The following is a 22,228-nucleotide window of genomic DNA, read 5'->3' as shown; positions in this document are numbered from 1 at the left end:
TCCCGAGCAGTAACCGGGAGGCCGCCATGCGTGCCGCCCCCGGCCGACCGGCCGGCGCCCGCCCCCGGCACACCCGCCCTCCGGGCCGCGGGTGGCGGAGGCGGGGGCAGTGAGCTCCGTCGCCTTCCTGCGGCGCGGCGAAGCCGAGCCCCCGTCCGATCTGAGGACGGTGATGGAGCACGTGGCCCGAGGTGACCACGAGGCGTTCGCCCGTCTGTACGACGCGGTGGCCGGCCCGGTGTTCGGCCTGGTGCGCCGGGTCCTGCGGGACGAGGCCCAGTCGGAGGAGGTGATGCAGGACGTGATGCTGGAAGTGTGGCGTGGCGCGGCCCGCTACGACCCGGACCGCGGTGAGGTGATGTCGTGGGTGATGACCATCGCCCACCGGCGGGCCGTGGACCGGGTCCGTCACTGCCGCGCGGCGGCCGACCGCGACCAGAAGGCGGCCGCCGGCACCCGGGAGACCCCGTTCGACGAGGTCGCCGAGCGCGCCGAGGCCCACCTGGACCAACAGCAGGTCCGGCACTGCCTGCGCCGCCTCACCGATCTGCAGCGCGAGTCCGTCCTGCTCTCGTTCTACCAGGGCCTGACGTACCGGGAGGTCGCCGAACGGCTGCGCGCGCCGCTGGGAACCGTCAAGACCCGCATGCGTGACGCCCTGATCCGGCTGCGCGACTGCCTGGGAGCCGGATCATGACCACCCTCGACGACGGCAACCCCCACCTGCTCACCGGCGCCTACGCGCTGAACGCCCTCGACGACGACGAGCGCGACGCCTTCGAGGCCCACCTGCGCGGATGCGACACCTGCGGGGAGGAGGTGGCGGGCTTCTCCGCGGCCCTCACCCGCCTGGATGCGGCCCAGGCGGTCCCGCCCCCGCCCGGGATGCGCGCCAGGGTCCTGGCCCGGCTGGAGTACGAGCGCCAGTTGCCGCCGGGTCCCCTGCGCAGCGAGGTCGTCGCGGCTTCGGCAGCACCGAGGGCGGTCCGCCGCCGGGCCCGATGGCCGCGGTTCGCCCTCGCCGCCTCCCTCGCGGCGGCCACCGCGCTCGGCGTCCTCTCCGTACAGCAGCACGATCAGGCGCGACAGGAGCGTGCCGCGGCCGAGCGGTTGCGGGTGCAGCAGGCGGCCTTCGGCGAGTTGCTGACCGCTCCCGACGCCCGGGTGACGACCGCCACCGCAGCCGGTTCCGGGACCGGGTCCGTGGTCTGGTCGGCCAGCCGCAACCGGGCGGGGTTCCTCGCGGCCGGACTCCCCGCCCCCGGGCCCGGCCGCGTCTACGAACTCTGGCTCGACCACGCGGGCACCCTCAGCCCGGCCGGTCTGCTGCCGGCCGGCGACGGCGCCCTCGTCCTCACCGCACCCCTCGACGGCGCCCGCGCCGTCGGTGTCACCGAGGAGCCGGCAGGGGGCTCGGACCGGCCCACCACCCAGCCGATCATGGCCCTGCAGCTGACCCGGGCCCGCGCCGCCTAGAGGTCCCGTCCCTCGTGGTCATCGACACCCAGTCCGTGCGCGCGGCCGCGGGTGTCCCAAAGACCACGACGGGACTGGATGCGAACAAGAGGACGCCGGGCAGCAAGCGAGGGCTGGCCGTCGACGTGCTGGGGCTGATCATCGGTGTCGTGCTCCTGGCCGCATCGGCGCACGAGAACGCCGCCGGCACAGCCCTGCACGACCGGGCGTGCGAGCGATGCGGGATGCGGCTGGAGAAAACCCTGGTGGGCCACGGCTTCAAGGACGAGGTGAGTGCCGCCCGGCTGCGCCCGCGCGCTCTTGACGGTCAGTCAGCCGAGCGGAACCGTGGAGGCGCAAGGATCCGCAACCGGCTTGGCACAAGGAGCGGTCATGGCACTACGGTTCAGGGGCATCGACCCGGACACACCCAACGGCGGGTCTCCGACCGTGTGGTTGGAAGACGAGAAGGCGGAGATCGTCATCCAGGGCTGGTTGCCCGACATGGAGATGTACCGCGTGATCAGCGAGACCGAGTGGGTGGAAGGCCACCCCACCGGCGTCCCGGACCACGAAGGCGTCGTCCGGATCCCGGTCCGGATGATCCCGTTCCTGCGAAAGGTGTGCGATGAAGCCGAGCATGCCGGACTTTGGCGCCCTGCTGAGGAGCGCTGACCGCTCCGCCTGCCACCTGGAGATGCGCGACTCCTACATGGACGACCCCGTCTTCGCCGACTGGCGAGCCGGCCTTCCGGTGGACCGGCCCGAGGCGTACGACCTGCCGGAGGAGTACACCACCTGGGCGGCCCTGGTGCGGGAGACGGTCGGCCGCGGAGTGGTGATGCGCCGGGCGAGGATCGTCTCGGAGCCGGTGACCGCCTACATCCGGTGGGAACACGCGATCACCGAGCGGCACAACGTCGCACTCGGCGAGCAGGTCCGCTGGCTGCCCCGGTCGAAGGCCTCGGACCTCGCGCTGCCGGGCAACGACCTGTGGCTGGTCGACGAGCGACTGGTGCTCTTTCACTGGTTCACCGGGGACGGTGAGTGGGCCGGCCACGAGGTCACCGAGGATCCGGCCGTGGTGAAGATGGTGAACGGCGCCTTCGAAGCGGTCTGGGAACGGGCCGTCCCGCACGCCCGGTACACCGTCTGACCGATCCGTCCACCACCACCCGCCGGGCAGCCAGCACCATGTCGTCGTCCCCGTCGTCCAGCGTCATCGAGGCGCGCAAGGCACTCGCCAACCGCCTGGTCGGCCTGCGCAAGGACGCAGGCCTGACCGGCGACGAGCTGTCCGCCCGCTGCGGGTGGCACCCGGCGAAGACCTCCCGGATCCAGAGCGGCAAGTCCGCCCCCTCCGAGGACGACCTGCGTGCCTGGTGCACCGCCTGCGACGCCGCCGACCAGGTCCCCGACCTCATCGCCGCCGCCCGCACGGTGGACTCCATGTACACCGAGTGGCGCCGCATGGAGCGCAGCGGACTGCGCGCCGCCCAGGAGTCCGTAGCCGCCCTCTACCACCGCACCCACCTGTTCCGCGTCTACGCCAGCCGCGTCATGCCGGGCATGGTCCAGACCCCCGAGTACACCACCGCCGTCCTTCGCTCGATCCAGCGCGCCCGCGTCGAAGTCGACGACGTCGCCGACGCCGTCGAGGCCCGACTGGAACGCCAACGGATGCTCTTCTCCGGCCGGCACCGCTTCGGCCTGCTCATCGAGGAGTGGGTGCTGCGCGCCGCGGTGTGCGACCCGGAGACGATGGCCGCCCAGCTCGGCCACCTGCTCGCCGTCACTTCCAGCCCGTTCGTCAGCATCGGCGTTATCCCGACCCGGCCCGACCGGCCGCACCTGCCGGTCGAGGACTTCTATATGTTCGACGAGGCCGAAGTGGCCGTCGAGCTGACCTCCGGCTACCTGCGGATCACCCAGCCCCGCGAGATCGCCGACTACGTTCGCACCTTCACCGACCTGGCTTCGATGGCCGTCCGCGGGGCTGGGGCACGTCAGCTGATCACCGCGGCGATAGCCACTCTCGGGTGACTTCGCGCAAGATGGCGCAACCTCGTTGAGGACCCGGCCGCGCACTCCCTACCGTCGATTCGTCGCCCGCCGTGACGGACCGGACACCCGGCCCCGGCGGGCGTCCTGGGGCCGCTGCGCCCGCCCGCCTCCGTCGGGTGGGCGCAGCCGTCACCGCCGACGAGAGCGGAGAACCGCCGTGGCCGCGCAGCGCATACCCCGCCCACCGGCCACGGCCGCGCCCGGGGCGTGCCGGCGGGTGCGAGGTTCCCGGTGACCACGACCGTCGAGGCCCCGAAGCGGCCACCGGCGGCCAGCTCCGCCGGGGCTCTGCTGTCCTATGAACCGCAGTCAGCGTCGGCGGCCCGGCGCCTGGTGCGCACCACGCTGCGCACGTGAGGGTTGGACAACCTGGTCGGGACGGGCGAACTCGTCGTCAGCGAGCTGGCGGGCAAAGAGGCGAAGACAGGGTGTCAGCGGAAGGACGGTCACCATCGAGCGGAACACCGACCGGTGCGTGCGGATCAGCGTCCGCGACGGCTCCCGTGCCTTGCCCTGCCTGATCGACGCGGGCCCCGCCGCCGTGTCGGGCCGCGGCATGGCCCTGGTCCATCACCTCACCGGCGGGCACTGGGGAGTGACCCTGGAGCCGCTGGGCAAGACCGTCCACGCGGACCTGCGCACCCGCTCTCCCGCCCTGGCATAGCCACCGTGCCCCGGTGCGCCGGGGCCGGCCCTCTACTCCTCCCGGGCCACGGGAGGGCACCGTCACAGCGACGACAAGGAGCTCGGCATGGACATCGAGGCAGTCGACGGCGGCGGCTCGGGCGGCGACGGCGGGGGCGGGGGCGACGGACACCCGGGCACTCCGTGGACGCCGCCGTCCGACCCGCCGTCCCCTGACGGCAGCACCCCGCCCGGGGACGGGGGACACCGGAAGTGACGCTCGTACCTGAGCAGGAGGGCCGCCCCGCGCCGGGGCGGTCCTTCCCCGTCGCCGACACGTGGGCGCCGGCCTTCGACGCCGTCCCGCGCTCGCTGTTCCTGCCGGACCTGATCTGGGCGCACGACATGGCCACCGGGAAGAGCCGGCCCGTCGAGCGGACCGTCGACGAGGCCGGCTGGCTGGCGGCGGCCGCCGCGGACATCCCGATCGTCACCCAGTGGGACGACGGCCTGCACCAGGGCGCCGAGCCCGGCACTGTGCCCACCAGTTCCGCCTCGATGCCGTCGCTGGTGGCCTCCATGCTGGATGACCTCCAAGCCGAGCCGGGGATGCGGGTGCTGGAGCAGGGCACCGGCACCGGCTGGAACGCTGCCCTGCTCGCCCACCGGCTCGGCGACGCGAACGTGACCACCGTCGAGATCGACCCCGCCGTGTCCGCCCAGGCCTGTGCCGCACTCGAGCGGGCCGGCTACCGACCGCAGGCCGTCTGCGCGGACGGCACGCTCGGCCACCCGCCCGGCGCCCCGTACGACCGGATCACCGCGACCTACGGACTGCGCCAGATCCCGCGCGCGTGGATCGAGCAACTGCGCCCCGGCGGACTGATCCTGGCCCCGTTCGGCACCCACTACTCCAACGCCGACGCCCTGGTCCGCCTCACCGTGAGCGGCGACGGCACCGCGAGCGGCCCGTTCCTCCAGCCGGCGGAGTTCATGAAGATGCGCTCCCAGCGCCTCACATGGCCGCAGAACCCGCCGGACGGCGGCACCGTCGCCGAGTCCACCACCACCGCCGTCCTGCCGCCGCACGGCAAGTTCGACCCGTTCCCACTCGCCGCCGGCCTGCGCCTGCGCGACGTCGTCCACGCGATCCAGCCGCACGACGACGGCGCCCGCACCCTGTGGCTCTACTCCCTCACCACCCCGGCCTGGTCGGCGGCGACCTTCCGAGACGGCAAGGACGAGCACCAGGTCCGCCAGTACGGCGGCCGCCGCCTCTGGGACGACTTCGAGCAGGCCCTCACCTGGTGGCACGAGGCAGGCGAGCCCGGCATCGCCCGCCTCGGACTCACCGTCACCCGGGACGGCTGGCAGGCCTGGCTGGACGACCCCGCCCAGCTGATCTGACCGCCTGGCCCGGCGCCGTGAGCCCGCCTCGCGGCGCCGGGCCCGTCACCAACCACCGCCCGCCTCGGCGGGCCCACGCGGGACCGGATGACGGTGCACCGAGGGTAGTTGTCCGACTACTAGACCTTGCCGCAGGTGGCTTGTGGCAGCAGTGGACCGACGCTCCACCCCATAGGGACCGGGACCCGCAGCGCATTCGACAGCTCGTTGACCAACTGTGCTCCTTCGCCGGCGAGTGCGCTGAACTCTTCGCAGCACTGGAAGACGAGCATTGATTGCTCGTCTGCTCTGAACTTCCTGTCGCCCATCAGTCCGCCCGGAGGGCCTGGCCGTCGGCATGTCAGCGGGTTCTGACAGCATCACGGTCATGGCCGACATTGATGACCTCGTGCAACGCGTCGCTAGCCGGGCCGCATCGGACAACGAGAACCTTCCCGCGCCTGTCGGCGATGCCCAGATTGCGCAGGCCGAGGGGCAACTGGGCTTCGCGCTGCATCCGCTCCTTGCGCGCTTGTATCGCGAGGTCGCTGACGGCGGCTTCGGCCCCGACTACCGACTGCTGCCGCTGCTCGGTCCGGGCTCCAGCGTCGCCGGCGAATACCTGACGCGACGTGAGGCGTCCGTTGGCGTGGAGCACCCGGAGTGGCCCGAAGGCGTCGTACCGATCCTGACCTGGGGCTGTGCCATGTACGCAGGCGTTGATTGTCTCAGTGAGGACGGTCAGGTCCTGCTCTTCGAGCCGAACCCGTACAGCGGCGGACCGTGGGATCAGTGTTGGTTCCTCGACTCCGCCAGCCTCGCAGCGTGGCTGGAGACATGGCTCGCGGGGACGGGCTGGTTCGAGGAGGATGCCTTCGACAGGGACGACTTGGCCGAGCCTCGGCCATGGGACCAGGCCGCAAGCCGATTGCCCTCCGGCGCATAGTGAAACACCAACGCTCCGCCCCGTTGGCGCGGACGCCGTCGTCCTGGCCGTGCTCACGGCTCGCGGGCTCGCCGGGACCCGCGATGGCCGACGCGAACCACATGGTCAGGGCCTTCTCATCCTTCGTGGCAGATCCCCTGGGGTGCTTGTTGGACCGGTACTTGTCTTGCCGGCCCGGCAAGACCGACCGGACCGTGCCTGGCGCCAACGGGGCCGGCACCGCGGAGGAACGGGCACCGGTACCTCGCCGACTCCCCGGCCGGCCGCCCCGGCACCCCGAGGACGTCCCTGCCCGCCGTCACCGCCGGCCCCCTCGTCCTGCCGCCCGCCGCCCCTTGCCCCGGAGGGTGCCGCCCCTTTCGACGCGATGAACATAACGAAACGGCATCGGCGCAGGAGGAGCCGGCCGGGGTCGGCTCTCTCCGGGCACAACAGCCTTTCGAGCAACAGGAGCACAGGGCACCATGCACCACGGCATCGGCAAGTTCCTCGCGGCATCGGCGTCACTCGCGGTCGTGGCCGTCGGAGGGACCATCACCCCGGCGGCCGCCGACGACTCCTCCCACGACAACCGCGTCCTCGTGGTCGTGGCGAACTTCAAGGACAGGAAGCACCCGGACGCGAACGCGATGAGGGACAACGCCATCGCCAAGTACTTCGGCGCCGACGGGTCTCTGAGCAGTTACTACGGCCAGGTCTCCCGCGGCCGGTTCACCTTCGTGCCCGCCGTCAAGGAGAAGGTCGTAGGGCCGCTGACCCTGAACGAGAACGCCGGCTGCGGCGACCTCTGGAAGGTCCGGCAGGACGTCGAGGCACAGATGGCGGCCAAGGGCCTCGTCCGGAAGAGGGACTGGGACAACCTGTCCATCGTCCTGCCCCACCTCGGCTGCTACTGGCTCGGCATGGGCTCGATCGGCGGCCGCTTCACCTGGCTGAACACCGGCGACAACGACGTCAACGAGGGGACGATCCGCCACGAGTTCGGCCACAACATCGGCTTCGGCCACCAGATCCGGTACCTGTGCAACGACGGCAACCTCGTCGACTGCGGGGAGCGCGCCGCCGTTGCCGGCAGGTCGCCGATGGGCGGCAACGGGCAGGCCGGGCTGTCCGCCACGCAGCTGATCCGCCTCGGCTGGCTCAGCGCCGCCGAACACCAGAGGGCCACCGGTTCCGGCACCTTCACCCTCCGTCCCCTGTACGGCGCGAGGCAGGGAACCCGTGCCCTGGAGATCCCGATGGGCAAGGACAGCCTCGTGCTGGAGTACCGTCGCCCGTCCGGCTCCCTGGACACCAACCTCAACGGCGTCTACGCCTACCGCGTGACCGGCGGCGCCTACCACACGGCCAGCCCGATCGTCGTGTCCACCGCCGACCACAACGGGGCCGTCACCGAACTCCACGACAAGGCCGGCAAGGTGACGGTGAAGGTCACCGGCCAGAACACCGACGGTGCCACCGTCGCCGTCAGCCTCGGCGGCGCCGCCGCACCCGCCGGGACCGCCCCGAGCGTTCCCGTGACGCCCGCAGTGACGGCCGATGCCTCGACCGGGCCTGCCACCACCCCCCAGGACGTCGCGGACAACGCCGACCCCGCCGACCCGGACGGGCCCGCCGACGTCGAGGGCACCGACACCGGCACGGACACCGGCACCGGGACAGGCGGTGCGCCGGGCACCGCGCAGCCCACGGCCGGCGGCACGCCGGGCAGCCGAAGCACCGCCCCCGGCGCCACCGGACGCCCCGCCTCCGCCGGTCCCGCCACTGCGGGTGCCGCCGGCAACGGCGGCGGCACCGGAAGCCCCGCGCCCAACCTGGCCGAGACGGGAGGCGACGGTACGGCGATCACCCTGACCGCGCTCGCCGGTACCGGTCTCGTGCTCGGCGGCGTGTTCCTCGCCAGCCGCCGCGCTCGCTCCCGTCACCGGGCCGACCAGCGGCCCTGATCCCGAAACCCCCCGGCCACATCCCGGTCCACCCGGTTCGACCGGGGGACCTTCACCCCCATCGGGGCGGGCCCGTAAGGGCTTCGGGATCCCGACCCGTGTCCGCGCCGTCCGGCCGACACCACCCTGCCCGGGCTCCGCGCCGCCTCTCCGAGGCCGCGCGGGGTCCGCGGCATTTGGGTCCGGGTGGCCGCCTCCCGGACCCGACTGCCGGGACGCGCGGCGCCTGGCCCCGAACGGGCCGACCGCCGCCGCCCGTCCACCGCCGTCCCGGTGTTCCGCCGTGCCCGCAGAACCCCTGCCGGCCGAGGTCCGGCCACAGCCCGGGGCGGCGCCGCGGGCACGTGACCCGACGTCGCCGCCGCTCCCACACCAACACGATCACTGGAGGGAACCCCGATGCGACGACCGCCCGTGGCCTCGCTCGCGGACGCCGAACTGGCCGGGCTGCTCGACGTGGCGACGATGGCACCGCGTGCAGCCAGGGAGCTCATGCACCGTCACGGCGGGGCCGTCCTCGCCCACGCGCTCCGGTTGGGCGCCGACCCGGACCGGGCCGGCCAGTGGGCTGCCGCCGCGTTCAACCTCGTCCTCGACGCCGTCAGGTCCGGGCACGGCCCCGACGGTAGCTGGGCACCGCACCTGGGAGAGGCGATGCTCCAGGTCGCCCACGCCCGGGCCGTTGCGGTCACGGCACCCGAACCACGCGACGCACCCCCGCGTCCGCGTCCGCACCGCCGGAGGATTCCGGACGACGGTGCACGAACCGCGCCCTCGCTACTGCCCCGGGCCTTCCGGCAGTTGCCCGAACCCTGGCAGACCGAACTCCGGCACGAGCTGTCCGGAGGAGGCGGACCGTCGAAGCCCACCACGCAATCCACCGCCCTGAAGAAGCTCCGCAGCACCTACCTGCGAGTCCACACCGCACAACTGGACGACCGCTCCTGCCGTCACCTGACGGTGCGCCTGGACGACCTCACCCGCGGCCGCGGCCCCGTCCCCTCCGACCTCCGGCAACACCTGCGGCGTTGCCCGCACTGCCTGCGGGCAAGCGACGATCTGCGGCTCCTGCGCGGTCACCTCCCCGAGGCCCTGCTGCAGCGACTCGTCGGCGGCGAGACCCCACAGCTGCCGACCGGTCCCCCCGCAACCGACACAGGACCCGGCCCCGGCCCGGCCCCGAGGACCCACCGCTTCTCCGAGCACGCCGGACACCCCACCGGCACGACCCGCTGGCGCCCCCGGGCCGTGGCCGCCGGCGCCGGCCTGAGCCTCGCGGCCCTGTGCGCCGGGCTGGTCGCCCTCGCGGGCCCACCGACCGGGCGCACCGGCGGCGACGCGATGCGTCCCGGTCCGGTGACCACCGCGCCCGGTCCGAACCCGCCCTCCGAGCCCGCCACGCGACCGCCGTCCTCCGCCCCGGCCTCACCGAGCCCCGCCGTTCCCACGGCGCCCTCGGCCCCGAGCCGACGTCCCCGCCCGTCGCCGTCGAAGTCCTCGGGCACCGGTCGGCCGGAGGCGCCGAACGGGCCTGCGGCCCCTGTCGCGCCCGCCCCCGCGCCCACCGTTCCCGTCACGGGCCCGGCGCCGTCCTCCCCCGCCACGCCTTCGCCCGGCGTGCCCGTTCCCGGCACGCCCACCACCACGCCGTCCACCACCGCGCCGTCGCCGCGGAGCCTGCGCCTGGGCGATCACGGCCCCGAGATCCGGCGCCTGCAGGAACTCCTCGCCGCAGCGAGCTGTCGCCGTTTTCCGCCGGCGTTCTTCACCGGGATCTTCGACCTGCGCACGCAGGACGCGCTCACCGGCTTCCAGGACTCGACCCGGATCCGCGGCGAGGAGCGCGGCCTCTACGGTCCCAGGACCCGTGCGGCCCTGGAGGGCCGGGCACGAGCTGCGCACTGCTGACCGGCACGCCCTCACGGAGAGGCGACGCCCGCCACGGGACGTCGTCCGCAGCCGCACCCGGCATTCCGCGACCGTCGAGACCGGCGACCGGGCCCTGCCCGGCCAAGCCTCACGGACCGGGTCACGTCTGCCGCGCCCGGATCGACGCGGACGATCCGGAGCACGACTGCGACTACGACGACGGCTTCCACGACGCGTGCCGCGGCCGCCGGCCGCGGGGACGTGCGGGGCCGCGGCTCACCGGTCGACGCGGAAGCGCAGGGAGGGGGAGTTGTAGTAGTAGTGGGTCGTCGCGATGAGCGGGCCGTAGGACTTGCCCTGGACTGCGGGGGCCCAGTCCTTGAGGCCGAGACGTGTGTTGTTGCTCGTGACGAAGGAGACGAGACCGTCCTGGGGCCGCTTCAGGGTCCAGGCCTGGAGGGCGTTGGCGGGGTCGCACGGTTCCTGGCGGACGGGGGCCTTGTCGTCGGTGGTGTCGGTGTAGGTCAGGCACTGGCCGCTGGCGGCGTTGCGCACGGACACCTGCTGGCCGGCCGCTGGCAGGTCGATGACGTCCCAGTTCTGCCAGGTGCTGCCGGTGCACGCGGCCTCCTGCGGCTGGGCGCCGACGGCGGTGCTGCCACCGGGGATCTCCATGCACCGGTCGGTGGAATCGATGCGGAGTCTGGTACGGCCGGTCGGGGAGGACGCCGACGGCGACCCGGTGGGAGTGCGGTCCGAGGCTCCCGGTGAGGCCGGTGCCGATGCGGACGCGGACGCGTCGGTGGTGGACGGTGCGGGTCCGGCCGGCGGGGCGGCGATGTCGCGGGAGGCGGCCGTTGCGCTGGGAGCGGGCGCCGGATCCGCCGCCGTGCCGTCGCCGCCGCCGAGGTAGGCGAAGGCCCCGAGGACACCGACCGCGAGTGTGGCGCCCGCGATGCCGAGCCAGCCGGTCGCCGTAAGGGTGGTGCCGGTGCCCGCCGCCGTGCCCCCGGCGCTGCCGGCCGTCGTCAGTGCGCCGGTGTGCGGGGTGAGGGCGCCTGCCGCGCCGCCTCCCGCAACCGCCCCGGCTCCGCCGTGCCACAGCGGCATCACGAGTGGCAGGACGGCGCGGAGTCGGGCGTTGAGGTCGGCCAGGTCACCGAGGGCGCTGTGGCAGGCGCGGCATTCGGCGAGATGGGCGTCGAGTCGCCGGTTGCGGCGGTGCGTGTCGCGGCGGACGGCGGCGGCGAGTTGTGGGCGGTAGTGCCGGCATTCCTCGGAATCCGCCCGTCCGTCGATGTGGGCGGTCAGATAGGCCTCGCGCAGGCCTTCGCGGGCCCGCTCCGCGAGGGACCACACGCCGCTGGCGCTGAGCCCCAGTCTCCTCCCGACGTCCTGGGCCGGTTCCTCCTCCACGAGGGTGTACCACAGGACCTGCTGCCAGCGCTCCGGGAGGGTGCGGAAGCTGGTGGCGAGCAGGGCGTCGTTCTCGCGGCGCAGGGCGGACTCCTCGCCGCCGGCGACCTGCGGCAGGGCGGCCTGCAGGTGGTCGATGTCGTCCGTGGGCGCCGACCGCCGGCCGCCCTCCGCCCATGCCGCCGCGGTGTTGCGCACGACGGTCAGCAGGTAGGGACGCCAGGATTCGGCGGGTCCCGCGCCCGACCGCACGGCGTCCAGGGTGCGGGCGAACGCCTCGGAGGCCAGGTCCTCCGCCGTGTGCGGGTCACGGCAGCACGCGCGCGCGTGGGCCAGGACCGCCTCCCGGTGGCGGGCGTAGAGTTCGGAGACCTCGCCGCCGGTCGAGCCGCCCCTGATCAGGGAGGTCAGCTCGCCGTCCGTCAGATCCGCGAGAGAAGTGTCGGCGTGGTCCTTCATGGTGCTCCTGGACGGGATCGGACACCGCGCGGCGGTGGTTCGTCGGGTCGGCGCCTCGCACGCAGCGGCGTGGCCCGTCGGGCGGTGCGGCCGGTGGAACGCTCCCGTCGGCGGCTGCGGCACGAAGGACCGTTCGCGCCGGACCCCGGAGCGGGGTTCGCCCGGCACGGGTTCCGGTTTCGCGGATCCGCCGTGCGCCGGTTCCGGAGGTCGGAAGGCATCGTGCGGTGAGCGGCAGCGGGAGGGCCGGGGGCACGCCGGGCCACTGCTCACTCGGCCGGACAAGCCGCACCTCGCTTCTCGGGGGGATCGAGTACCCGGAATCCTGCCAGAATCCGATCACCCGTGGATCCACGATCCTGGGCGTGGAGAGGTGGCGGCTTCGACGGCGCCGCATCTGCGCGCTGACCGGGCGTCAAACGGCGACCCGGCGGGCCTGGTCGACCACGCCCGGACGGATTGGTCGATACCTGCATGCCATTGCATTCGCGGCCGACTTGACTGAAGCGTTATGGTTCGCCGCCGCACGGTCGTCCGCTGTTCGGCCGGGCGGCCCGGGGCACCACCGTGGCGCTCCCGCCTGCGACCGGCGCGTTCGTCGGAGGGTGCCGCGGTGCGCGGCCCGGGGGCGCCCGCGGCGGCGCCGGCCTTCGCCCCGGCCGTCGCACCGGCATCGCCACCGACCGGGCCGGGCCGGACGTGCGCACCCCCCGGCGGCGCGGGCCAGCGGGGAGCGGGGGCCGCGGCGCACGGTCGGCGGACGGACCCGAGAGGCACTCACGCCTCCGAGTTCGATTTCCCCCAGATTGTTCGGGTAAATCCCCTATGGGAGTCCTCCCGGCGGCACGAACCCGTCGCGCGGGGCGGAGCAGGTACCGGCCGGCCGTTCCCACCCACCGTCTGCGGCAGGAGGCGCCATGGACCCGTGGCTGATCTGGCTCGTCGCCGCCGCGGTACTGGCTGCGGCGGAGATCTTCACGCTCACCGCCGCACTGGGGCTGCTGGCCGGAGCCGCGCTGGTCACCGCGGGGTTCGCGGCGGCCGGGCTGCCGCTGCCGCTGCAGTTCCTGGTGTTCACGGCCGTCGCCGCGACCACCGTGGTCTTCGTCCGCCCCGTCGTCGTACGCCGGGCGTTGCGGCCCCCGGCGGAACGGTTCGGGGTGGACGCGTTGATCGGAAGGACCGCGTACGTGGTCTCGGAGGTGACGGGTGCCGGCGGCAGGGTCCGCATCGGCGGCGAGGAATGGACCGCCCGCGCCTACGACGAGGCACTCGTGATCCCACCCGGAACAACGGTCGACGTCATCGAGATCAGCGGCGCCACCGCGCTCGTCTATCCCCGGGAGTGAACCATGGACGTCTCAGCCGCCCTGATCGCCGGACTGGTCGTCGCGGCGTTCGCGGTCTTCACCGTGCTGCGGGCCGTGCGCATCGTGCCCCAGGCCCGGGCCCGCAACGTCGAACGGCTCGGCCGGTACCACCGCACCCTCACCCCCGGCCTCAACGTCGTGATCCCCTACATCGACCGGGTCTACCCGGTGATCGACCTGCGGGAACAGGTCGTCTCGTTCAAGCCCCAGCCGGTGATCACGGAGGACAACCTGGTCGTGGAGATCGACACGGTGCTGTACTTCCAGGTCACCGACCCCCGCGCGGCCGCCTACGAGATCGCGAGCTACCTCCAGGCGGTCGAGCAGCTCACCGTCACCACGCTGCGCAACGTCGTGGGGTCGATGGACCTGGAGAAGGCGCTGACCTCCAGGGACACCATCAACAACCAGCTGCGCGGCGTGCTGGACGAGGCCACCGGCAAGTGGGGGCTGCGGGTGAACCGGGTGGAGATCAAGGCCATCGACCCCCCGCAGTCGATCAAGGACGCGATGGAGAAGCAGATGCGGGCCGAGCGGGACAAGCGCGCGGCGATCCTGGGCGCGGAGGGGCAGCGCCAGTCGCAGATCCTCACCGCCGAGGGCGACAAGCAGGCCGCCGTCCTGCGCGCGGAGGGAAACCGCACGGCCGAGATCCTCAAGGCCGAAGGCGAGTCCCGCGCCATCGACGAGGTCTTCCAGGCCGTGCACCGCAACGACCCCGACCCGAAGCTCCTCGCCTACCAGTACCTGCAGATGCTGCCCCGGATCGCGCGCGGCCCGGGCAGCACCTTCTGGGTGATCCCCGGCGAGCTCACCACCGCACTGGAGAACGTCTCCCGCGCCTTCAGCGAAGTGCTGCCGCAGTCGCCGGCCACCCGGGAGAGGCCCGCGGACGACAGGGCCGCGCAGGCCGCGGACGACGACGCCGCACAGGCCGCGGAGGCGGCGGCCAAGGCCCTCGCCGACGCCGCCGAGGCCGACGGCGGCTCCCGTCCCGTCCCGCCCGCCCCGCCCGCCGACGGCGGCTGAACCGGCGGGGTCGGCGCGGTCGACACCGGTCCGCCGACGACCACGGGCGCACCGTGCAGCTGCCGGGGGCGCGGGGAAGGGGAGGACCCGATCGCCGCGCCATGTCAGCCGACGTGCCGTCAACCCCGTACAGGAGATCGACCCGTGACGCCTCGCGGCCTCCCGGCACGACCGTCTGAACACCGCCCGAGGGGGGGCTTCGGCATTCTGGAATCGCCACGGGGAGCCTGCGCGGGGCTCCGCTCCGGATGACCTACGTTTGTCCGGAAAGGGCCGTCGGCCCCACCCGCTTCCGACGGGAGGACAGATGATTCGACGTCGGTTCGTCGCGTGCCGGCTCATTCCGGCGCTCGCAGGAGTGAGCAGTCTCGCGCTTTCCGCGTGCGGCGTCGGGAACGGCTCCGGCATTCCGTCGGCCGTAGGCACCGACGTCAAGGCGCCGCGCCAGTACACGGCACCGCGCGAGTTCAGTGGCCTCGCCTGGCTCGCCACCGAGCGCAGGCCCGCCGCCGGGAGCGGCGACGAGCCCCAACAGGTCTTCCTGGTCTGCCACGACGCGAGGGACAACGACGCCGAGCGCGACCTGCCGCGCCTGGCGATCGTCCGGACCCCCGTGAACACCGACGGGATCAGGATCCAGGAGCTCGACGTCAGGTTCCCCAGCGTTCCCAACGACCTGGAGAGCATCGCCCGGGTACCCGGCCGCAACGAGGCCCTGCTGGTGGAGAGCAACGCCGACGGAAGCGATCCCGATCCCACCATCTACCTGGCCCGGTGGGACAAGGACCTCAACGTCGAGATCGCGGGGTCGGTTCCGTGGCCCGAGACGCCCGAGCCGCTCGTGAACGTCGAGGCGACGGCCGTCGCGACGGTCCACGGCAGGGACTACTTCGTCTACGCCGAGCGGCGGCAGGGAAGCGACACCACCAATATCAACATGACCTCCCTGACGATCGGCCGAAACGGCGAGATCACCTTCGGCACGACCTGGACGTCGATCCCCTTCACGGCCGCGGAGCCGCCGGGCGCACGCCCCGCCACCGGCCTCGACATCGACGCGAAGGGCAACCTCTACATCTCGTCGGCGTACGATCCCGGCAACCTCGGGCCTTTCGACAGCGCCGTGTACCGCGCGGCCACCGTGCGCCCGGGCGGGGCCATCGGCGCGAGCCTGCACCCCGTCGAACCGCCGCAGCAGATCGCGCGCAGCTCGGGGCTCAAGGTCGAGGGCGTCGCGCTGGTCGCCGGCTCCTATCCGATCTTCATCAGCGACGACGACGAGGACTACGGCGGCCTGTTGCGCCAGCTGCGGGTGGCGGACGCGGGTGGGGGGCCCTGGCGGCTCCCGGCCGATTGAGAGCCGCCCGGGGTCTCAGCCGTTCCGCCGGAGAGCCCCGCTGGTCACCCGTCCTGCCGCGCCCCCTCGCCGAGCGGGTCACCATGCCGACCGCCGCCCGGGAGGGTGGCCGCAGGTGCGGGCTCCGGCGCCCGCAGCGAGCTTCCGTCTCCGTCCGCCTGCGCGAGCACGGCGCCCTCGCGCGGATCGCGGCCGGTTCCCGGATCGGCGTGGGCATCGCCCACGCCGGCGTCCGTGCGGCCACCGGCCTCCTCGCCCGCCGCGCGCAGGAGGCCGTCGAGGACGAGGTCGAGGCCGAATGCGAACTCGTCGCCGTAGGCGTACCCGGGACGCGTGACGTGGGCGGTCGCGATCTCGGTCAGGTACGGGTACTCACCGTCGCCGAATCCGCTCATGATGGACTCCGCCAGTTCGGCGGTCGCCTCCGGGGAGTCGAACGGCAGGGCCTTCTCCTGTAGGGCGAACCCGTAGATGTAGCTGTCGAGGACCGAGACGGCGTGGGCGGTCAGGGTGAGGGAGAACCCGCCCCGGCGCAGGCACCCGAGGACTGCGTCATGGTGGCGCAGGGTCTCCGGGCCGGGCGTGGAGCGTGACTCCATCAGCCCGATCGCCCAGCGGTGGCGGGACAGCACGAAGCGCATGGAGATCGCCCGCTGCCGCATCGCCCGTCGCCAGTCGTCACCCGGCGCGGGGAGGGCGACCTCGCCGAAGACCAGGTCGACCATGCCGTCGAGCAGGTCCTCCTTGTTGGCCACGTGGTTGTAGAGGGACATCGCCTCGACTCCGACGGCCTCGCCGAGCTTGCGCATGCTGAGTGCCCCCAGGCCGCCGGCGTCGGCGAGTTCGACGGCGGCCTGCAGCACCCGCTGCCGGGTGAGCGTCTCGCGGGTCGGCTGCGGGGTGGTGCGTCGGGTCACGGTGGCCGGTCACTTTCTCTCGCGGGTCTCCGAACATTGACGAGCTTACGACGTAAGTGCTCTACTTACGGCGTAAGCCCCTTTGTATTCGCGCCGCAGGCGTGCGAGAGACGAAAACCGGGACAGTGACGATGCGGAACATGAGCGAGTCGATCGTGACCACGGGCGAGCCCGGAACGATGGCGGGCGTCGTGCAGGAGCGCTACGGCGCCGAACCGGAAGCCGTGCTGCGCGCGGCACGGCTCGCCCGGCCGGTTGCCGGGCCGGGCGAGGTGCTGGTGCGGGTGCGCGCCTCCAGCGTGGACCGGGGCACCTGGCACATGATGGCCGGCCTGCCGTACGCGGTCCGGCCCGTGAGCGGGCTGCGGAAGCCGAAGCTCCCCAATCCCGGCCGCAACGTCGCCGGTGTCGTCGAGGCGGTCGGCTCCGGAGTGACCGGTTTCGCACCCGGCGACGAGGTCTACGGCACGGCGCCCGCCGCGTTCGCCGAGTTCGCCGCCGCCCGCCCCGACAGGATCGCCCCGAAGCCGGCCGGACTCACCTTCGAGGAGGCGGCGACGGTCCCCGTCAGCGCGCTCACCGCACTCCGGGCGGTTCGCGACAAGGGCGGGGTCGGGGAAGGCCGGCAGGTACTGATCACGGGGGCCGCAGGCGGGGTGGGGAGCTTCGCCGTCCAACTCGCCCACGCCTTCGGTGCCCGGGTCACCGCCGTCGCGAGCACCCCCAAGCTCGACGCCGTACGGGCGCTCGGCGCCGACCACGTGATCGACTACACCCGCGAGGACTTCCTCGCCGGCCCGCGGCCCTACGACGTCATCATCGACATCGCGGGCAACCGCGGTCTGCGGGACCTGCGCCGCGCCCTGACGCCCCGCGGCAGGCTCGTCATCACCGGCGGCGAGACGAACGGCCGCTGGCTCGGCGGCACCGACCGCCAGCTCCGCGCACAGCTGCTGTCCCCCTTCACCGGCCAGCACCTGGGCACCTTCATCGCCTCCGAACACGCCGACGGGCTGCGCGACCTGACCGCTCTCATCGACGCGGGCACGCTCGGCCCCGTCGTGGACAGCGTCTACCCGCTCGCCGAGACCGCAGCAGCCGTCCGGCACCTTCTCGACGGCCGCGTCACGGGCAAGGTGGCGATCACCGTGCCAGGCCGGGGATGAGCGCAGCGGACGGAGCCACGGCGCAGTCGTCCCCGGAGGTCACAGGCGGGTGGTGAGCAACAGGGTGCCGTCGGCGGCATAGGCCTCGACGGTGGGCTTCTCGGCGCTGTTCCGGGGCAGCGCCGTCTCGGCGGAGTAGGCGACCCACCCCGGGGAGCCCGCCAGGGCGTACAGCCGGGCCGGGAGTGTCCGGCCGTCGACCGCAAGAGTGAGCTTGGCGGGCGTTCCGGGGCCGCGGTAGACGCCGGCCCACACCGTAGCCGAGCCGCTCCCCCGTGCCAGTCCTGTGAGTCGCCCGACCGGTGTGTCGGCGACCAGGACGGATTCCGCGGCGGAGCCGGGCTGACCGGCCGTCGTCAGGAACAGCCCCTGTTCGGTCAACCACAGCGACGTGCCCGACGGGTTCGTGACCTTCTCTCCGGACGTCACCACCTGCGGGCCGGTCTGCGTGGTGCCCGCCTGGGCGGTGCCGGCGGGAACGCTGGGAGGCGTTCCCGCCGACCGGACGGCCAGGAGGCAGGCGGGGGCGAGCACCGCCGCGGCCACGGCCAGGCCGGCGGCCCGGCGGCGGCGGCGAAGGGCTCGCCCCTGTCGGAACACCGCTTCCACGGGCGGCGGGCCGACGGGGACCCGGGAGGCGGTCTGACGCAGCGCGTCGGCCAGGGCGTCGGGGTTCAACGGCCGTCCTTTCCGGTCAGGGTGGGCACGGAGGGGGGGAGGTGATCGAGGACGCTGCGGCCGGTCAGCCCGGCCAGCAGCCCGTCCTCGCGCAGCTTGGCCAGGGCGCGGGACAGTTGACTGCGAACCGTGCCCTCCCGGGTCCCCAGTGCCGTTGCCACCTGGGCGTGACTCATGTCCTCGAAGAAGTACAGCACCACCGCCGCGCGTTGCCGGGCGGGCAGCCGTCTCAGCGCCTGCATCAGGGCCTCGCGCTGCTCCCTCGACGTCTCCTGGGACGGTGCCGCGACGTCGGGCAGATGCGTGGTGAGCCATTCCCGGACCCGGTTGCGGCGGAACTGGTCGGCATGGCAGCGGACCATGATCTGGCGCACGTAGGCGGCCGGATCGTCACTGCCGCGCACCCGGTGCCACTTCACGAACGCCCTGGTCAGCGCGGTCTGCGCGAGATCCTCGGCGCCGTGGTGGCTCCCCGTGAGCAGGTAGGCCGTGCGGACCAGGGCCGGCCAGCGGGCGGCCATGAAGTCCTGGAACTCGTCGTCGATGATGCTGGTCAAACTGATCCTCGCCCAAGAGCGGGAGGTGGCCGCCCGGAGGCGGCCACCTCTTTCGGCCGTCCGCTAGCTCTGCACGGTGACGGCCGGCTTGGCCGAAGCGTCCGTCTTCTGCGTGTCGAAGGCGTAGAAGGCACCCCAACCCGGCCTGCCGGCGAGCGTGACCACCTTGGCGTCCAGGGTGCGGTCGCCCAGCCTGATGGTGATCTTCGTGGAGTCCGAGACCGGGCCCCGGAAGATTCCCGCCCACAGGGTGCCGGAAGCGTCGCCCCACGCCGCGCTGGTCACCTTGCCCGGCCGCACATCGGCGACCCGGGTCACGTCCGGCTTGTCGGTGCCGGAGAACTTCGGCGCCACGACGGACAGACCCTGCGGCGTCAGCCACAGCGTGGCGCCGCCGGCGGTGAGCCGCTCACCCGGCGCGACCGTCTGCACGCCGCCGGCCTTCGCCGCGACGGGGGCCGCGACCGGGGCCGCGGCCGCCCGGGTGACCGCCGCCGCGGGTACCGGAGCCGCCTGGACGGACGCGTCCGCGCCCGCTGCCACCCCCGTACCCGCCGTCAGTACGGCAGCCCCGGCCACCGCCACCAGCGAGCCGAGCCGCCTCTTGTGGATAGCGAAGAACGTCATGGACAAACCCCCTACACGAAGCACAACTCCGTGCCCTAGAAGCCGGAGTGGACGAGCCACTTGCCCGTCCACCCTCCAGACGGGCGTCCGGCGGCCGAACGCTGCTCCGGCGGCGCCGAGGCCCACTGTGATCTGCCTCACTGCGCGGACGCGGTCCCCACGTCGCCCGGAGAGCGCCGGCCGGAGCCGACGCCCGCGGGCTCACCACCGCGGGGCCGGGCCGTTCGCCGGCCTCCTCAGCGGACGACGTCGAAGACGTTCAGCTGCAGGCCGTTGGGGTAGGCCCGGTGCTCGACCAGGTCCAGCTTCCGGACGTCGTTGTCCGCAGTGCTGAACAGGCGCTTGCCCGCGCCCAGCAGGAGCGGGAAGACGAGCAGGTGGTAGCGGTCGATCAGCCCGGCGTCCGAGAGGCTCCGGTTGAGCGAAGCGCTGCCGTGGACGATGATCGGGCCGCCCTCGGTCCGCTTCAGCGCGGCGACCTCGTCGAGCGAGCGCAGGATCGTCGTCTCGCCCCAGTTCGGCACCAGGTCGTCCTCGGTGAGGGTGGTGGAGACGACGTACTTCGGGATCGCCTTGTACTCGGCGAACTCCGCCATGTCCGGCCACACCGGGCTGAAGGCCTCGTAGCTGGTGCGGCCCGTCAGCATGGCGGTGGCCTCGCTCTGCTCCCGGCCCTTGATCTCGAACGCCTCGGGCAGGAACTCGGTGTGCTTGAAGGTCCACCCGGTGTTCCGGTAGCCGGGCTCGCCGCCCGGGGCCTCGACGACGCCGTCGAGCGAGATGAAGGCGGTACTGATCAGGGAACGCATCTGGGCTCCTCGGTGTGTCTCTTGTCTGGTTTCTCGGTGGGTCCGGTCGGCGCACGGCTGCGGCGCCGCACCCTGCCGGCGTGCGCGCCGGCCGCGGCCCTCCGACCGTGGATCAGAGAGGGCTCATCGGCTCATCGGCTCGTCGTCCGCCGTCCCGGCCCTCGCACGCCGTGCGAGAACGGTCATGACGCTACGGTCACGAAGATCACCCGGTCCAGGACACCACGCGCCGGCCACGGGACAGCTCGCGCCACAGGGGTCCCTCCCTCACTCCCGTGCGGGACGCCGGGCGTCGGGGCCCGAAGACGGTCCGGAACTTCGGGCTGGCCTATGCTGGGCCCCCGTGGCCTCGCATGCGCACCTGGGAACGACGTCCTCCGCCCTCACCCGCGTGAACGTCGAGGGCGCGCGCCGGCTCGGCATTCCCCCGGAGTCCTACACGCACTTCCTGGGGCTGGACCCCGACCACCTCCGGGGCGACCTCTACCGGACACCGGCGGCCACCACCGTCCGCCTCTGGGAACTGACGACCGTTCGTGCGCCCTGGACCGAGGTGTCCCTGCTGATGACGCAGCAGTCCGCCATCGGGGCCCTCGGGGTGTGGGACTACCTGATCACCTCCGCGCCCACCCCGCTCGAAGGCATTCACGACGCCGCGGCCCACCTCGCCTCCGTGGCCGACCTCAGCACGGAGGGCCTCCGAATCACCGAGGACGGTGATCTGATCACCATCAGTCACCTCAACGAGGCCGACCAGACGTACGAGGCCGCCTCCGCCGTCCGCGCCTACGCGCTCGGCCTGTACCAGCGGCGCCTGAGCGACGCCGCCGGGCGCCGGCTCGTTCCGCTGCGCGTGGCCCTGGCCACCGGGACACCCCGCCGGCACGGCGCCCTCACCGAGCTGTACGGGACCCAGGCCATCGACTTCGAGGCCCCGCTCAGCTCCATCACCTTCCGCGCCTGCGACCTGAGAACCCCCGCACCGCACGTCCAACCCGGTCTGTCCGCCGTGCTGCGACGACACGCCGAGCACACGCTCAACTCCGCCATCCCGCTTCACGACTGGCTGGACCTCTTCCGCGCCGTCCTGGCATCCACCTGCGACAGCGCCGCCCCGACACTGCCCGCGGTGGCGCAGCGCATGGCTGTCAGCGCGCGCACCCTCCAGCGACGCCTCGACGAACACGGCACCACCTGGACCGACGAGGTCGAGACCGTGCGCCGCACCCGGATCACGCACCTGATCCGGACCACCGATCTCAGCATCGAGACGATCGCCTCACGGAGCGGCTATGCCGACGCCCGTGCCCTGCGCCGCGCCGTCCAACGCTGGTACGGCCACACACCCGCGGCCATCCGCCGCGACCGCCGTCTGCGCGAAGAGCCGGGTCCGGCGCAGGAAGGCCACCGGTCCGTCCGGACGGCCGGGGCGGACACCCCGGCCGAGCGGTGCGTCAGCGGCGGCGGCCGCTCCTGAGCGCACGCGGTCGAGCCCGGTTCCGTGCAGGTCCGCCGGACCGGGCTCGACCGCGGGAGGGCTCAGCGACCGGCGG

At 73.2% G+C, this 22,228-nt stretch carries 22 protein-coding genes and 1 pseudogene; 17 read left to right on the top strand and 6 right to left on the bottom strand.

Translation table 11 applies throughout. From position 1 onward, the window contains the following. Positions 1 to 109 precede the first annotated feature (109 nt). The 12 genes and pseudogenes from sigK (at position 110) to ACF9IK_RS31980 (ending at position 10,329) form a co-directional block, all read left to right on the top strand. The gene (gene sigK, locus ACF9IK_RS32035; protein ID WP_428846375.1) at positions 110 to 697 is read left to right on the top strand and encodes an ECF RNA polymerase sigma factor SigK; all 588 of its coding nucleotides are present in this window, start codon (positions 110 to 112) and stop codon (positions 695 to 697) included. Then, on the top strand, positions 694 to 1,476 hold the full coding sequence (locus ACF9IK_RS32030) for an anti-sigma factor (protein WP_395297566.1): 783 nt from the start codon (positions 694 to 696) through the stop codon (positions 1,474 to 1,476). Before sigK ends, ACF9IK_RS32030 begins: the two co-directional genes overlap by 4 nt. Then, a pseudogene (locus tag ACF9IK_RS32025) lies at positions 1,467 to 1,748 on the top strand (transposase); the annotation flags it as partial. The gene ACF9IK_RS32030 and the pseudogene ACF9IK_RS32025, both read left to right, overlap by 10 nt. A gap of 100 nt (positions 1,749 to 1,848) precedes the next feature. Further along, positions 1,849 to 2,130, top strand: a complete 282-nt coding sequence (locus ACF9IK_RS32020; RefSeq protein WP_395297565.1) for a hypothetical protein — start codon at positions 1,849 to 1,851, stop codon at positions 2,128 to 2,130. Then, on the top strand, positions 2,084 to 2,611 hold the full coding sequence (locus tag ACF9IK_RS32015) for a DUF6879 family protein (protein ID WP_395297564.1): 528 nt from the start codon (positions 2,084 to 2,086) through the stop codon (positions 2,609 to 2,611). Before ACF9IK_RS32020 ends, ACF9IK_RS32015 begins: the two co-directional genes overlap by 47 nt. Positions 2,612 to 2,649: 38 nt before the next feature. Further along, positions 2,650 to 3,498, top strand: coding sequence for a helix-turn-helix domain-containing protein (locus ACF9IK_RS32010; protein ID WP_395297563.1), 849 nt, complete (start codon positions 2,650 to 2,652; stop codon positions 3,496 to 3,498). Between the two features lie 496 nt (positions 3,499 to 3,994). Next, positions 3,995 to 4,183: a hypothetical protein gene (locus ACF9IK_RS32005; protein ID WP_395297562.1), complete on the top strand. Its 189-nt coding sequence runs from the start codon at positions 3,995 to 3,997 to the stop codon at positions 4,181 to 4,183. 87 nt (positions 4,184 to 4,270) lie between these two features. Continuing rightward, on the top strand, positions 4,271 to 4,420 hold the full coding sequence (locus tag ACF9IK_RS32000; protein ID WP_380391401.1) for a hypothetical protein: 150 nt from the start codon (positions 4,271 to 4,273) through the stop codon (positions 4,418 to 4,420). Then, entirely contained in the window at positions 4,417 to 5,550 is a 1,134-nt protein-coding gene (locus tag ACF9IK_RS31995; protein WP_395297561.1) for a methyltransferase domain-containing protein, read from the top strand. Before ACF9IK_RS32000 ends, ACF9IK_RS31995 begins: the two co-directional genes overlap by 4 nt. A 367-nt stretch (positions 5,551 to 5,917) precedes the next feature. Beyond that, entirely contained in the window at positions 5,918 to 6,475 is a 558-nt protein-coding gene (locus ACF9IK_RS31990) for an SMI1/KNR4 family protein (protein ID WP_395297560.1), read from the top strand. 464 nt (positions 6,476 to 6,939) lie between these two features. After that, positions 6,940 to 8,421, top strand: a complete 1,482-nt coding sequence (locus ACF9IK_RS31985; protein ID WP_395297559.1) for a hypothetical protein — start codon at positions 6,940 to 6,942, stop codon at positions 8,419 to 8,421. Positions 8,422 to 8,820: 399 nt separating this feature from the next. Then, positions 8,821 to 10,329, top strand: a complete 1,509-nt coding sequence (locus tag ACF9IK_RS31980; RefSeq protein WP_395297558.1) for a peptidoglycan-binding domain-containing protein — start codon at positions 8,821 to 8,823, stop codon at positions 10,327 to 10,329. A gap of 237 nt (positions 10,330 to 10,566) precedes the next feature. Here the strand turns inward: ACF9IK_RS31980 and ACF9IK_RS31975 are convergent, their stop codons facing one another. Continuing rightward, positions 10,567 to 12,165 carry a sigma-70 family RNA polymerase sigma factor gene (locus ACF9IK_RS31975; RefSeq protein ID WP_395297557.1) on the bottom strand — a complete coding sequence of 533 codons (1,599 nt, stop codon included), beginning with the start codon at positions 12,163 to 12,165 and terminating at the stop codon, positions 10,567 to 10,569. A 917-nt stretch (positions 12,166 to 13,082) separates the two neighbouring features. On the opposite strand from ACF9IK_RS31975, the gene ACF9IK_RS31970 reads away from it, so the two are divergent. The 3 genes from ACF9IK_RS31970 (at position 13,083) to ACF9IK_RS31960 (ending at position 15,921) form a co-directional block, all read left to right on the top strand. Then, on the top strand, positions 13,083 to 13,514 hold the full coding sequence (locus tag ACF9IK_RS31970; protein ID WP_395297556.1) for an NfeD family protein: 432 nt from the start codon (positions 13,083 to 13,085) through the stop codon (positions 13,512 to 13,514). Between the two features lie 3 nt (positions 13,515 to 13,517). Continuing rightward, positions 13,518 to 14,564, top strand: coding sequence for an SPFH domain-containing protein (locus tag ACF9IK_RS31965; protein ID WP_395297555.1), 1,047 nt, complete (start codon positions 13,518 to 13,520; stop codon positions 14,562 to 14,564). Positions 14,565 to 14,922: 358 nt separating this feature from the next. Then, entirely contained in the window at positions 14,923 to 15,921 is a 999-nt protein-coding gene (locus ACF9IK_RS31960) for a hypothetical protein (protein WP_395297554.1), read from the top strand. Positions 15,922 to 15,965: 44 nt separating this feature from the next. Here the strand turns inward: ACF9IK_RS31960 and ACF9IK_RS31955 are convergent, their stop codons facing one another. Further along, positions 15,966 to 16,838 carry a TetR/AcrR family transcriptional regulator C-terminal domain-containing protein gene (locus ACF9IK_RS31955; protein WP_395297553.1) on the bottom strand — a complete coding sequence of 291 codons (873 nt, stop codon included), beginning with the start codon at positions 16,836 to 16,838 and terminating at the stop codon, positions 15,966 to 15,968. Between the two features lie 140 nt (positions 16,839 to 16,978). On the opposite strand from ACF9IK_RS31955, the gene ACF9IK_RS31950 reads away from it, so the two are divergent. Next, complete coding sequence (locus tag ACF9IK_RS31950; RefSeq protein ID WP_395297552.1) at positions 16,979 to 18,004, top strand: NAD(P)-dependent alcohol dehydrogenase; 1,026 nt, start codon at positions 16,979 to 16,981, stop codon at positions 18,002 to 18,004. A gap of 39 nt (positions 18,005 to 18,043) precedes the next feature. On the opposite strand, the gene ACF9IK_RS31945 is transcribed toward ACF9IK_RS31950, so the two are convergent. The 4 genes from ACF9IK_RS31945 to ACF9IK_RS31930 all read right to left on the bottom strand — a co-directional run bounded on the left by ACF9IK_RS31945 (position 18,044) and on the right by ACF9IK_RS31930 (position 20,675). After that, positions 18,044 to 18,682: a hypothetical protein gene (locus ACF9IK_RS31945; RefSeq protein ID WP_395297551.1), complete on the bottom strand. Its 639-nt coding sequence runs from the start codon at positions 18,680 to 18,682 to the stop codon at positions 18,044 to 18,046. After that, complete coding sequence (locus ACF9IK_RS31940; RefSeq protein WP_395297550.1) at positions 18,679 to 19,239, bottom strand: SigE family RNA polymerase sigma factor; 561 nt, start codon at positions 19,237 to 19,239, stop codon at positions 18,679 to 18,681. The genes ACF9IK_RS31945 and ACF9IK_RS31940 overlap by 4 nt, the downstream gene beginning before the upstream one ends. Positions 19,240 to 19,302: 63 nt before the next feature. Continuing rightward, complete coding sequence (locus ACF9IK_RS31935; RefSeq protein WP_395297549.1) at positions 19,303 to 19,866, bottom strand: hypothetical protein; 564 nt, start codon at positions 19,864 to 19,866, stop codon at positions 19,303 to 19,305. A gap of 236 nt (positions 19,867 to 20,102) precedes the next feature. Next, complete coding sequence (locus ACF9IK_RS31930) at positions 20,103 to 20,675, bottom strand: dihydrofolate reductase family protein (RefSeq protein WP_395297548.1); 573 nt, start codon at positions 20,673 to 20,675, stop codon at positions 20,103 to 20,105. Between the two features lie 343 nt (positions 20,676 to 21,018). Between ACF9IK_RS31930 and ACF9IK_RS31925 the strand changes: the two genes are divergently transcribed. Further along, the gene (locus tag ACF9IK_RS31925) at positions 21,019 to 22,152 is read left to right on the top strand and encodes a helix-turn-helix domain-containing protein (RefSeq protein ID WP_395297547.1); all 1,134 of its coding nucleotides are present in this window, start codon (positions 21,019 to 21,021) and stop codon (positions 22,150 to 22,152) included. Positions 22,153 to 22,228: the final 76 nt, after the last annotated feature.

Origin of the sequence: Kitasatospora hibisci (assembly GCF_043950205.1) — a bacterium.
Lineage (GTDB): Bacteria > Actinomycetota > Actinomycetes > Streptomycetales > Streptomycetaceae > Kitasatospora > Kitasatospora hibisci.
This window is presented reverse-complemented; position numbering and strand designations above follow the sequence as displayed.